The following is a 13,863-nucleotide window of genomic DNA, read 5'->3' as shown; positions in this document are numbered from 1 at the left end:
CTTTCACCTTTATACTATACAAGCCTTTTTCAAAAGTCGAGATTGTTGGATGAAGCCCTCTTCCTGTCCTTCGGACATCCTTCACTAAAGTGGGCAGGAAATGACTGTGGAGCAACGACTTCCCTTGCCCCATTCGGGGGAAAGAGACCGAGGGATAGGGGGCTGTAGTTAGAAAACTCTTTTTCTTTTCACGTATAAACGACTTTTGCAAAAGCCTCATATTATACCAAGTAAAATAATTTCCTTAATAATATTTTATATATAGTATTGAAGTATATTGTTAATATATAATCAATTTATTTGGCAATATAGTGTCTTTTTTATGACTTGTCAATAAAAAATAAACCGCCAAACCTTTGTTTCCGGTCTGGCAGTCAATTGCGTTTTCCCCATAAAGGAAAAATCACAATTCGGCTCAACTATTGTACCGCATCTTTGTCTTTGCGTCAATCCCCCTCGAACATAGTGGATAAAACCAGAGCTCATAACCTTCTTGATTTGAAGGTTTTTTTTTTTGTATGTTTTTATATTCACATATCATTTGGAATACCGAAGGCAATTCCATTTTGTCATAGATACGGGAGAAGCGTTTATGCAGAATGCGTACGATGTCCTCATGGAACGCGGCCTGATCGAGCAGGTTTCCGACGAGGAGGCGCTCCGTGAGAGTTTTGAAAAAGAATGTATCACCCTGTATGCCGGGTTCGATCCCACCGGTGACAGCCTGCACCTCGGTCATCTTTTCCCGCTGCTCTGCCTGGCAAGACTTCAGAGGCTTGGCCATCGTCCCATTGGTCTTGTCGGCGGCGCCACCGCCATGATCGGCGACCCCTCCGGGAAATCGGAAGAACGTCAGCTCCTCGGCGAAGAGGAGATCGAGGCCAATTCGGCGCGGATTAAAATACAGCTCGAGCGGTTTCTCGATTTTTCCGGTAAAAATGCCGCCCTCATGGTCAACAACGCCGACTGGACGAAAGGAGCGACATATCTTGAATGGCTCCGCGATGTGGGGAAGTATTTTTCGGTCAATTACATGCTGAGCAAGGAATCGGTGCGGAGGCGCATCGAGGATCGCGTCCAGGGGATATCCTATACCGAATTTTCCTATATGCTCATCCAGGCGAACGATTTTTTGCAGCTCTACGACCGCTACGGCTGCAAGCTCCAGGTGGGCGGCAACGACCAGTGGGGGAATATAACTGCAGGGATCGACCTTATCCATAAAACAAGGCATATCCAGGCTTACGGCATCACCTTTCCGCTTCTGACCACCGCCGTCGGAGATAAATTCGGGAAAAGCGAAGGCAATGCTGTCTGGCTCGATCCGGAAAAAACCAGCCCCTACGCTCTCTACCAGTACTGGATCCGAACCGATGACCGGGATGTGATAAGGTATCTGAAAATTTTTACCTTCCTTTCACTCAAAGATATTTCCGAGTTGGAGCATTCAGTTGTGAACGATCCGGAAAAATGGGAAGCGCAGCGTATGCTCGCCGAGGAATCCACCCGCATGATCCATGGCGAAGCAGGATTGAGGAAAGCGGAGCGGGCTTCGCAGGTTCTTTTCGGCGAGGGAGAAATCACCGATTTCAGCGACCGCGAGCTGCTCGATATTTTTGCGGATGTGCCCTCGTCCTCAGTGGGGCGCGGGGAGCTGGAAAAAGGCATCGGGGTGCTGACCATGTTTACCCGGGCGGGTCTTTCCAAATCGAACAGCCAGGCGCTTCAGATGATCAAACAGGGCGGAATATATGTAAACAATGTCCGGACGGAGGACCAGCGCATGGTACTCACTCCGACAAATCTTGCCAGCCGATCGATCATGATGCTCCGTGCCGGGAAAAAGAGATACCATATGGTAAAGGTGGAATAACATTCGATGGACAAACGCTTTAGCGTCTTTGACGCTGCTGTCGTGGGGAGCGGTTCCGCCCATGCCTCACGGTTCGGGGCGACATCAAAAACGAGCGCTGTTACGCTCACTACGGGGACCGACCGACGGGGGATGGTGTACGATGCGCTCAAACCGTTCAAGGATGAGGTCAGGGCTGGGATCAATAACAGGCAGGTGGTGATCAAGGTCAACATGGGGCAGGTCGATGCGAAGCTCCCCCTGAACGCCACACACCCCGATGCGGTTCGCGGCATCCTTGACTTTTTGAAGCCGATCTACAAACACAGGGTGATTCTGGCGGAAGCCACCGCCGCCGAATCGAGAAGCACGCTCGAGGGATTCAAGAATTTCGGGTACCTGCCGCTCGAAAAGGATTACTCCATCGAGTTCGTTGACCTCAACGAGCGTCCGACCAGAACCTGCTGGATACTCGGTGAAAAGAATCATCCCCAAAAGATTAATATCATACAGACTTATCTCGATCCCGGAAATTACCTGATTTCAGTCACCCGCCTCAAGACCCATGACAACGTGTTCGCTACGCTCACCCTGAAAAATGTGGTCATGGGTTCCCCGGTCAACCACTGGCGTCAGCGGAGCTACGAAGGCCGAAACGAAAAGCCGATGATGCATTCCGGAGGAAACCGCGGGCTTTCCTATAATCTTTTTCGGGTCGCGGAAATGGGTGTGCGGCCCGATCTCGCGGTTCTGGACGGTGTAGTGGGGATGGAGGGCAACGGCCCTGTGTCCGGCCCTCCCATCGATCATGGTGTAGTGCTTGCGGGAACCGACTGGCTCGCTGTGGACCGCATGGGAGTCGAGCTTATGGGCATCGACTATAGGCGGGTGATCTACCTCCGGTGGTGCGGGCAGGTGGGAATGGGCCAGGATGACCGCTCCAAAATCGAAATCATCGGCCCCGATCCGGCCAACTATGTAAAAACCTACAAACTGCACCGGAACATCGCCGAGCAGCTTGCATGGATCGAACAGGATAAAATCTGAGAATCTTGTATTAATTGTGTTTGATGATTCGGCTAAATAAGTTCCATGTTAAGGTGGCATTCAATTGCGGGGTGGTGATGGGGGGTATTATGATTTACCTATCGGTTTCGGACCCTTCTTTTGACTTCTTCCCACATGAGTCCGGAAGCCGGACTTTTCATCAGGTTGGCCTTCCTTCGGGCCAGCTCTTCTTTTTGCCGGTTATGGACCGGTATCGCTTCCTGGGTGGCCGCAAGATCATCCCACAAATCTTCCACGAGTTGAAGCTTTTCCGAGGGACTCAGGTCAAAGATTGATGAAACGGTTTTATCGTTCCCGTTAGCGGCAATTGTTGGATTCAACTAAAACCCTCCTGCAATAATATTCATTATAAAGTTTTGATACTTCTGCCTGACTGATTTTATCAGGTCTGTATATTGCGGGGTAAGATCCCCCCGGCGCTTTGCGCCGACCCCCTTATGGAAGGGGGTTAAAAGAAATATGCACTGTTCATACCCGCCGTTTTGCGAAATTTTTTTTCTTTTGTCCCCCTTAGCAAGGGGGATGTCGCCACAGGCGACAGGGGGATCTTTGCCTCAAAGAACAATTATTCATCACTTCTTTTCTGGGTAGAGCACCACACGCACATAGTTTTTCTCGTTCAGATAGGTGCGGGCCGCCTGTTTCAGCACTTCGGGAGTCAATCCCTCCACCAGTTTCGGATAGTTCAGAATATCAACCGGATTCTCGCCGTTCGCCAGGTAATTTTGCAGGACGGACAGCCAGAAGCTGTTATTCTTCAAATCCGTTTCCCGTTTCCGAAGCTGCATTTCCTTCACTTTGTTAAGGTAGGATTCGGCGGCGCCCACAGTTTGCAGGCTGTCGATCTGAGTGAATATGGCGGTAAAAAGCCTGTCCACATTTTCCGGGGCGCTCCCGAAGGAAATCGAGAGCTGGTATTCGCTCCGGGGGTAGTGCGATACGGTGGCGCCAACCCCGACCCCGTAGGTTCCGCTCAGCTCCTCACGGAGCGCTTCACGGAGCTTGATTCGGAGGAAACCGGCAAGGGAATCGAGCTCATAACGGTTTTTCTGGTTATAGGCAAAGGGCCCGGTGAACGTGAGCAGGGTGCTGCTCTTCGGCTCGAGGCCTTTATGCACTTCCTTGGAGATTACCCCTGACGGTGGGTGGATTCCTACATCCTTCCAGGTTTCGGCGCGCTTCCGGGAAGGAAGTCCGCCGAGCCATGTCTCCACGAGCGGTTTCATCTTTGCCGGGTCGAAGCTGCCCACGAACAAAAAGGTAAAATCGCCGGCGTCGGAGAAACGATCCCGATAGAATTCCAGCGATTTCTTCATGTCCGTTTCCTCGAGAAGCTCCAAGGTAAATGGCCGCGCCCGGAAATGATACTGAGCCATGGTCACCGCCACTGTGTCCCCGAACGCTGTTTCCGGACGGGCGCTCCGGTTCTCGATACTGCCCTTCAGCTTGGACAGCATGGAGAGAAATGCGGTGCTGTCGGCCCGCGGCGAGGTGCAATAAAGGTAAATGAGCTGAAACATCGTCTCGATGTCTGCGGGCGAGCAGTTTCCCGACAATCCTTCCTGGATATCGCTCACCCAGGGCGAGACGCTGGCGAGCTTTCCGGCAAGCTTCTTGGTCAGATCGATGGCGCTGAACCCGTCCAGCCCGCTTTCCTCAATCACCGATGTTGCAGTAATCGCCGGGATATAGCTTTGATCCGGCGCCAGGGAGGTTCCCCCGAAGCTGTATGCGCTGAAAAGCACCTGGTCATTCTTGAAATCGGTGGGTTTAAGAATGATCCGTGCGCCGTTGGAGAGCTTCCATTCGGTTACTCCGATTTCACCGATCTTTTTCTCCTCAACCACGCGGGAAGGTTTGGGAGGTTTGGACACCAGGGATCCCCCGGCTACCGTATCGATATACGCGGTAACAGGCTCGGAACTCACTTTTTCCAGCACGCGGAGCAGCTCATCACGGCTCGGAACGGTCACTCCCTTTTTGTCCGGGGCATTCACCATGATCACCCGGTTGCCGGCGGTTATCCATTCACCGGCCAGGCGGTTGATTTCATCAAGCTGTATATCCGGCAGGTACTTCCTGGCAAGGGCAAACTCGTACTCGATTCCCGGAATCGGTTCGTTCTCAAGGTAATTATTCGTGTACTCTGTCACGAACTGCCGAGATTCGGTTTTGTCACGCTCGGCGTACATCTGTTCCATGCGGCGGAGGATCTCCGCTTTTTGACGCTCCAGTTCCGACTGTGTGAATCCGAATTTCCTTACCCGCTCCGCTTCGCGCATCAGGGCTTCGAGTCCGCGCTCGATCCCATTGTCGCGCACGCCGGCGCCGAGTATGTAAGCCTCTTTCGACCGCACCAGCCTTCCTTTGTCGGAAAATCCGTAGAGGAACGGAGGATCGGCGGCGCGGGTCAATTCGTCCAGACGCTCATTGAGCATGGAGTTGTAGATATTCTCGATCAACATTCGACGGTAATCGCGAACGGTTTTCTCAAGTTTCACCTCATGCATATAGTAGAGACTTACATTGGACCGGGTGGCTTCGGGATCTGTGGCAATGGCGAAAAGGGTTTCAGGGTGATCGGGCACCGGGAATACAGTGCGCGGGCGGGAATTTGTCTTCGCCGGAATCGCTGCAAAATGCTTTTTAATCAATTCCAGCATCTTCTGACTGTCAAAATCGCCTACTGCAATCACCGCCTGAAGTTCCGGACGGTACCATTCATGATAGAACCGCCGGAGGGTGTCGTGAGGGGCGTTCTCGATGATCTCCTTTTTGCCGATGGGCAGCCGAACGGCATATCGGGAGTCTTTCAGGAGGATGGGGAGCTGCTTGTCGCGCATCCGTGAATCCGCGCCCCGGCCGAGACGCCACTCCTCGACCACCACTCCCCGCTCTTTGTCTATGGCGTCGCTTTCATAGCTGACCAGGTGCGCCCAGTCTTCCAGGATCTGGAAAGCCTTTTCCACAATATGCAGGCTGTCTGTCGGCACCTGGAGCATGTATACGGTTTCATCAAAACCGGTGTAGGCATTCAGGTCAGGCCCGAACCGCATGCCGATGGATTCAAGGTAGCCGGAAAGCTCATGCTTGGCGAAATGGGTGGTGCCGCCGAACGCCATGTGCTCATCCATGTGGGCAAGCCCCTGCTGGTCGTCATCCTCGAGGATGGAACCGGCATTCACCATGAGGCGAAGTTCCAGGCGCTTTTCCGGTTTTTTGTTCGTCCGGATGTAATAGGTCAGGCCGTTATCGAACTTGCCGATGGTGACCTGCGGGTCGACCGGCAGGGACTGGTCCAAACCGGCAGAAAGCTGCGGAACATTCGTCGCTTTCCCTGCCTGCTGTGCCTGATGGGCGCAGGAAAGAAGAGCGAAAGCCAGAAGCGCACAAAGAAGCAGGAATAATTTTCTCAAGGATTATTCTCCCGATGGATGCAGACCCGATTGAATGAAAATAGATGCCGAAACGGTTTCATCGTTCCCGCCTGCGGCAATAAGTTCGGCATGACACGATGCATAGAACATGAAGAAAGTCACCTGTCACCCTGAACTCGTTTCAGGGTCTAACCGATAGTCAGGAAGTTTTTTTCACTATCAATATATGTCAATCTCGGAATTCCTCATCTTTGCGGGGAGATGCGGCTAACCACACGGAAACCTATGCTCGTGTCCCTGCTTTCGGGCGGGTAGCCATAGTGGAAGGACGACCGGCAATAGCCTGCTGTTGTGAACCAGCTTCCGCCTCGAAACACACGCTTGGAGCCTGATTGCGGCCCTGAAGGGTTGGTCTGTTTCCCGGATGAATAGTCTCCCAACCAGTCGTTGCACCACTCCCATAAATTCCCGCTCATGTCGTAGAGACCCCACGCATTCGCAGTCTTCCCTCCTGCCGGATGCGCCGCGTCGCTGCCGTTGGATCTGTACCACCCCGAACGCGCAAGGTCGCTCTCGCCGGCGCCAAGGTAATACGATGTTGTGCTCCCCGCACGGCAGGCATATTCCCATTCCGCCTCGGTCGGCAGCCGGAATTTCCGGCCGGTCTTTTTACTCAGCCAGTCACAGAACTTCACCGCATCATTCCAGCTCACACACATCACCGGGAGATCTTCTCTCAGCTCCTGATATGGATTCCTCCAGCTCGCGTCAGGCTTCTTCACCCATTTCCCATCTAGGTAAACCAACGCTCCATCGCCGCGCTCCGCATCGGTGAAATACCCCGTTTCATTGGCAAATTCACGGTATTGTCCTACCGTTATCTCGGTCGCGCTCATCTTAAATGCCGATACTGTCACACTATGCACCGGCTGCTCGCCTTTGAAAGAAACTTTCCCCTTGAATGGATTATCCGGGTCGTTCTCATAATCCGAACCCATCTGGAATGTCCCCGCCGGAATCGACGCCATCTTTATACCCCGGATAACCGTTGTCCTTCCACCGGAGCCGTCGGCCGCAACTGCACCTTCCGCCAGGTTACTCGAGAGCCGTACCATGTCCCGGAACACATCCTGTCCTTTACGGTAGAGGGCGAACGTGCTTTTCTTGTGCTCGGGAGTGTCAAAATGATTCGCGGTATCGAGAAGGGCGATATACCGGTCGATCCAGTTCACAAAGTAGAGCGCGTCCTCACGCGAATGTATAGGGCGTTTGTCGAGGTTGATATAGACAGGACCGGTATGGGCGCATCCGTTAAACCTGTCGACCGGCAATCCATCGACCTTTACCGCGAGCCAGGAACTCCCGGTAAGCCGGATATTCTGATTTACCGCGACTTTTTGACTTCCTCCGCCGTATTCCGTATATACGGTTTTGCCGTTGACTATGACAGATACGCTCGTTATTCCCCCCATCCATTGCGCTTCCGCCCGGACTGCAACTGCTGTTCCGCCATGTACGGCTTTCAGTTTCAGCTCCGAGCCGGGCAGTTCACCGTTCACAGTGAAAAATACCATAGCGCCCGACGACACGAAACTCCGCCCCTTTACAGATTCCCTCATCCAGTCACGGAAATTCAGGTCTTTTGTCTGGCCGGGAATGTACGTGTACGACCGCACTCTTCCCGGGATGGCGCCCAGGCTTCTGTTCGGGAGGTCGATCGAGTTGAAGGTAATAACATCCGTTCCCGCATAGGGAGGAATCTTGAACCCGCAATTGAGGAGTTTGTACCATACATACCGGTTCCATGTATCCGACTGGTTGAACGTATACACCGAAAGGCCGTCTACCTTTCCGAGCGCCAGGTCTACCGGGAGTTCGTAGGCTGCAAAACGCTCGGTCGGATAGTCCATCGGCGCTGTCCATGGCTGATAGGTCTGGAACGGGTGGCAGGGGAAAACGATGCCCCCCAGGGAATGAACCTCATCGCAGACATCGAGCGCCGGAGGGTAGGAAAACCGAATAGGGCAGTCGGGATACGTGTAAAACCCGTTGCCATACGTGGAGAGCCGGCGAGGATGACCCATGACGATCATGTGGTTCTGCCAGGTACCCGAACGCCATTCCTCGCCGATCACCATGGGATAGAACGGAATGGAGAAGGGGAAAGGATCTTTTCGCCAGTACTCGTAATCCCATGTCTTGCTCCCCTCTCCCAGTGCGGTAAGATTGAGGATATTCAAGTCCTCTCCGAGCTGTACTGTATATATTCCCCTCGGGTCGAGCGAACTTTCGGCATGCACTTCGCTGTCGCAGGAGTACCAGCCGAGAGCTTTCATGTGAATCCATCGTTTGAGTTGAATCTCGACAGTGAACGGCGCCGGAGCCGCCGCACCGGGCACTGTGAACACCCGGTCCTGGACTGGAGTGTACTCGAATCCCCGGAATACCGTTGTCCGGAAGGTCCCCGGATTGAGGGAGATGAGAGTGTCTCCGGGAGTATGAAAGAAAATCCGCTTGGTTGTATTTTGCCCTTTGAGTCCCCAATACTGGCCGAGCGAGTCGGCGATGACCACCCGGCAGGGAATGGTTTCCCCGGTATCGATGTCGCGGGTGACGAGCCGGATTTGCACCAGGGGTCCAGCCTGTTTCAACACCGCAGCGGGTTTGTTTGTTTGTGCCCCCGGTGCTTCATACGATAACATCAACCTTCCGTTTTCGGTCGAGGCAGCCGGCTTTTCCGCTCCAATAGCATAAGATGCGAGGAGCATCAGGGGAAAAGACATTCTAACTCCGAAGATATCAAGAAACCATTGCCGCTCGCGGGAACGATAAAACCGTTTCATATACCCTCCTTTTTAAAATGTCATCATGGGTAAAAATATACGGCAAAAGTAATTGATGAAAGATGTCCGGACCATATCTGGAATTCCTCAGTTCTGAGGGGAGACGCGGCGAACCACACGGAACCCTGTGCTGTTGTCCCTTTGGGCCGACGGATAGACGGAGCGGACAGCCGACCTGCAGTAGGTGGCATCGTTTATACAACTACCGCCTCGTAAAATACGGCCATAGTCTGATTCTCCCATTGTATTATTAGAATTGTAGCTTGATATGTTTTTGCCATGCCAGTCCTTACACCACTCCCACACATTCCCGTGCATGTCATAGATCCCCCACGCGTTCGCTTTTTTCCCTCCCACTGGATGCAAAACGTTGCTGCTGTTGGAGCTAAAGTACTGCGGCCATTCGCCTGCGGACATGACTCCCACTGGATTCAAACCGCTGCTGCTGTTGGAGCTGTACCACCCCGCACGCGCAAGGTCGCTCTCGTTGGCTCCCAGGTTATACGCCGTTGCGCTTCCCGCCCGGCAGGCATACTCCCATTCCGCTTCTATCGGCAGTTGAAATTCCCGGCCGGTCTTTTCACTCAACCATTCACAAAACCGCACCGCATCGTTCCAACTCACACAAACCACAGGATGATCATCTCCCTGTTCCTGATATGGATTCTTCCAACTCGCATCCGGCTTCTTTTCCCATTTCCCATGTATAAAAACTAACGCTCCATCTCCACGCTCCGCCTCAGTGCGATACCCCGTTTTATTGACAAATTCACGAAATTGTCCTACCGTCACCTCCGTCGCGCTCATCTCAAATGCCGATACCGTTACAATATGCACCGGCTGTTCACCTTTGAAAGAACCTTTTCCCTTCAAGGGATTATTCGGGTCGTCCTCATAATTCGATCCCATCTGGAATGTCCCCGCCGGAATCGGTACCATCTTTATACCTTGAATAACCGTTGTCCGCGCGATCTCCCGGAATACATCCTGTCCTTTGCGGTAGAGGGCGAAAGTACGTTTTTTGTGAGCAAGAGTGTCAAAATGGTTTGTGGAATCGAGGAGGGCGATGTGCCGGTCAATCCAGTTCACAAAATAATGTGCGTCCTCTCGCGAACGAATGGGGCGTTTGTCAAGGGTGACATAGACAGGACCCGAATGGGCGCATCCATTGAACATATTAACAAACGGCGCCCCATCAACCCTTACAGCGAGCCAGGAACTCTTGGCGAGCCGGATATTCTGATCCAGGATGACCTGGTGACTCCCTCCTCCGTATTCCGTATAGGCGGTTTCGCCGTTGACAATGATGGATACGCTCGTGATTCCTCCCATCCACTGTGCATCCGCGTGAACAGCAACTGTCGTTTCCCCCTTAACGGATTTCAGTTTCAGCTCGGAACCGGGCAGTTCACCGTTCACAGTGAAAAACACCAGAGCGCCCGATGATACGAAACTCCGTCCCTTCACCGTTTCTCTCATCCAGTCCTGGAAATTCAGGTCTTTTTTCTGGTTGGGAATATAGGTATAAGATCGCACTCTCCCCGGGTATGCCCCGATGATACCCATCTGGACGTGGTTCCCGGTTAAGTCTGAGTTATCCGTTCCCGCGAAAGGCGACACATGGAATCCGCAATTGAGGAGTTTGTACCATACCAAACGATTCCAGGTATCCTGTTGACTGAAAGTATATATCGCCATGCCGTCAACCTTTCCGAGCGCCACATCCACCGGGAGTTCGAAGGCAGCGTAAAGCTCGGTGTTATCCCCCATCGGCGCAGCCCAGGGCTGGTTCCACTGGAAAGGGTGGCAGGGGAACACGATGGCCCCGAGCGAATGGGCTTCATCGCAGAAATCGAGAGCAGGCGGGTAAGAAAACCGGTAGGGAGAGAGGGAGTAATTGAACCACCCGTTCCCGAAGCGGGAGAGCCGATGAGGAAGCCCCATGAGGATCATGTGGTTCTGCCAGGCCCCCGACCGCCACTCTTCACCGATCACCATGGGGTAGAACGGGATGGAGATGGGCAACGGGTCTTTTTGCAGATACTTGTATAATGGACCGGAAAAAGTACCCTCACCATAGGCGGCAATATTAAGGATGTTCACATCCTCGCCAAGCTGCATAGTATATACTCTCCGAAAGTCAGGGGAATCGCTGCCATTGAAAAAATGCACTTCGCTGTCGCAGGAGTACCAGCCGAGAGCTTTCATGTGAATGAATCGTTTGAGCGGAATTTCGACAGTGAACGGCGCCGGATTCGCCGAACCGGGTACTGTGAACACCTTGTCTTTGACAGGAGTATACTCGAAACCCCGAAATACGGTGGCGCTGAAATTCCCGGGATAGAGGGATAAAAGCGTGTCTCCGGGGGTGTAAAAGAACGTTCGCTGATTGGTTATAGGCCCGCTGAGTCCCCAATACCGGCCGAGTGAGTCGGCGATGACTACCCGGCAGGGGATGGTTTCCCCGGTATCGCTGTCGCGGGTAATGAGCCGAATCCGCACCAGAGTCTCAGTTGGTTTCACCAGCGCCGGGTTAGATATGGCTGTTTTTGCGCCCGATGATTCATACGATAATAACGGTCGTAAGCTGCCAGGGGAGGCAACCGTCATCTCCGCGCCCGCCGGAACAGCGGCGAGAGATATCAGAAAGAAAAAAATCCTGAAACCCTGTTTCAGGAAAAACACTGTCCGGTTACCTCTGCCATGTGAGATCATTGTATTTTCTCCTGAGAAAAAGACATGCGGAATAATGTGATTCAGCCTGTTCTCATTCCGAGAATGTACAGGCATTATCAAACTGAGGAGGAATAACGATTGCACCGGTTTTATCGATATAGCCCCAGGCATTGGCCATCTTGATGGGGGCCAGGTCGAAATTGAATGAGCCGGCATCATCGAATTGCGGGGAGATGACTGTCTTGCCGCTCCGATCAAAAAATCCCCATTTTACTCCGGTTTTCACCAGTCCTATCCCGGTGGACAGCGTTTCCGCTTCATCGAACCCGCAACTGACGACAGTTCCCTTACGGTCAATATAACACCAGCGATATCCGATTTTAGCCGGGGCGTACCCTTCAAAAAACGGCTGGGCCATGTCAAACTGGGGATAGATTGCCAGGGTACCCGTTTTGTCGATATATCCCCACATCGAGCCAATTTGTACATTGGCCAGTCCTTCAGAAAAGAAATCCGCTTCATCAAAGAAGGGATCAATGACCATTTCACCATTCGTATCGATGTATCCCCAGCGATACCCGACCTGAACGCAAGCCAATCCTTCTGAAAACGAATAGGCATCGTCAAACCGCGGTTCCACTCTGAAACTGCCGGTGCTGTCTATGAAACCGACTTTTTTATCAAGCTGAACCCTTGCAAGACCTTCATAAAAACTGCGTGCACTGTCAAAACGGGGCGGGATGACCTGCTTTCCTTTTTTGTCTATGAATCCCCAGAGATTCCCGATTTCCACCCGGGCAAGTCCTCCCACAAAATCATCGGCGTCATCGAATCTGGCCGGTATCACCATGTTACCGGTCTTATCGATGTATCCCCAGAGACTGTCAATTTTCACCCGCGCCAGCCCCTTATAGAAAGACCGGGCTTCACTGAAGCGCAAGGGAATGACCATTTTCCCCGTCTTGTCAATATACCCCAGCCGGTATCCGATCCTTACCAGCGCCAGACCTTCGCTGAATGACCAAGCGTCCACAAACCGGGGGGGTATCACTATCTTGCCGGTTCGATCTATAAAGCCCCATTTTTGTCCCACCTTGACCAGGGCCAGATGTTCCGTGTCATGCAGGCTGAGGTTGATTTGGGACTGGACATTGTTTTTCTCGCTGCGGCAGCCTATCACCAGGGAGAAGAACATAATTGGAAAAAAGAGCAGGAATCGTATCATGTTGCAAACCCCCTTGCCTGATATTCGAACAATTCTTTACATTCTTAGACGAACGAAGGGGGCCGGACGTTACATGCCTATCGCACTCAGCATGTTTATTAAACTGCCGTGTTGGGAATTATGTCAATAGGAGTAGAGGTAATAGTGTTGAGTCAATGCAATAAAGTTGGATTCATATTCCCCCCTAAACAAGGGGGGATGCCAAAGGCAGGGGGGATTTCTTCTTCCCTGCGAATAAAGATCCCCCCGCCGCTTTAGCGGCGACCCCCTTTTAAAGGGGGTAAAAAGAAAAAGAAACTTCAGCACCAGACATTATCTGTTTGACTTAACACTAGGGCAAGACATACTTCAGTATTCGATGATAGTGTCCAATTTTAAAGACTAAAGATTAAACATGTCCATGATCCTGCTCCGGTCGCTCCGGGACCGATATTCTCAATTACCGCTTTTTCACGCCGGCAGCTCTGGGTGTTAGAGGAATGAGCCGACCTTAGGTTAATCGATTATAACCACACTGAAAAATCTACAGAAAAAAAATCTTTATATCAATAACAATAATGCAAATTTTTTTAAAAATTCGATGAAAAAGTTTCGTTGAATGGAAGTAAAATAAAATCAACCCCATGCTGAAATATGCTTGATTTCCCATGATAAACATGGTATTCTGAAAATAGAATTAAATGGCTCTTCTCCAAATTAGTTGGTAAATTTTGCAGTGCAAAATGAGATAACTCTTTGAGAGGCAGCCCCCTAAATCCCCCGAAGGGGGACTTTCATCGTTTGGGATAAAAAAAGTTTTGTTACGTAAATAATCTAAGCAAG

General features: G+C 51.9%; 7 protein-coding genes. 2 read left to right on the top strand and 5 right to left on the bottom strand.

From position 1 onward, the window contains the following. Positions 1–592 precede the first annotated feature (592 nt). Both tyrS and Q8O92_04940 read left to right on the top strand, forming a co-directional pair. The gene (tyrS, locus tag Q8O92_04945; protein ID MDP2982660.1) at positions 593–1,873 is read left to right on the top strand and encodes a tyrosine--tRNA ligase; all 1,281 of its coding nucleotides are present in this window, start codon (positions 593–595) and stop codon (positions 1,871–1,873) included. A 6-nt stretch (positions 1,874–1,879) separates the two neighbouring features. Then, a complete protein-coding gene (locus Q8O92_04940) occupies positions 1,880–2,899 on the top strand; it encodes a DUF362 domain-containing protein (GenBank protein ID MDP2982659.1) in 1,020 nt (339 codons plus the stop codon). A 98-nt stretch (positions 2,900–2,997) separates the two neighbouring features. Here Q8O92_04940 and Q8O92_04935 read toward each other — a convergent pair whose 3' ends face one another. From Q8O92_04935 to Q8O92_04915, 5 genes are all read right to left on the bottom strand, one after another. After that, a complete protein-coding gene (locus tag Q8O92_04935; protein MDP2982658.1) occupies positions 2,998–3,240 on the bottom strand; it encodes an addiction module protein in 243 nt (80 codons plus the stop codon). Positions 3,241–3,492: 252 nt separating this feature from the next. Further along, complete coding sequence (locus Q8O92_04930) at positions 3,493–6,336, bottom strand: insulinase family protein (protein ID MDP2982657.1); 2,844 nt, start codon at positions 6,334–6,336, stop codon at positions 3,493–3,495. A gap of 206 nt (positions 6,337–6,542) precedes the next feature. Then, on the bottom strand, positions 6,543–9,140 hold the full coding sequence (locus Q8O92_04925; protein MDP2982656.1) for an SUMF1/EgtB/PvdO family nonheme iron enzyme: 2,598 nt from the start codon (positions 9,138–9,140) through the stop codon (positions 6,543–6,545). Between the two features lie 87 nt (positions 9,141–9,227). After that, positions 9,228–11,855, bottom strand: coding sequence for an SUMF1/EgtB/PvdO family nonheme iron enzyme (locus tag Q8O92_04920; GenBank protein ID MDP2982655.1), 2,628 nt, complete (start codon positions 11,853–11,855; stop codon positions 9,228–9,230). Positions 11,856–11,907: 52 nt separating this feature from the next. Next, the gene (locus tag Q8O92_04915) at positions 11,908–13,041 is read right to left on the bottom strand and encodes a WG repeat-containing protein (protein ID MDP2982654.1); all 1,134 of its coding nucleotides are present in this window, start codon (positions 13,039–13,041) and stop codon (positions 11,908–11,910) included. Positions 13,042–13,863 lie beyond the last annotated feature (822 nt).

It is taken from the genome of Candidatus Latescibacter sp. (assembly GCA_030692375.1).
Classification (GTDB): Bacteria; Latescibacterota; Latescibacteria; order Latescibacterales; family Latescibacteraceae; genus JAUYCD01.
This window is presented reverse-complemented; position numbering and strand designations above follow the sequence as displayed.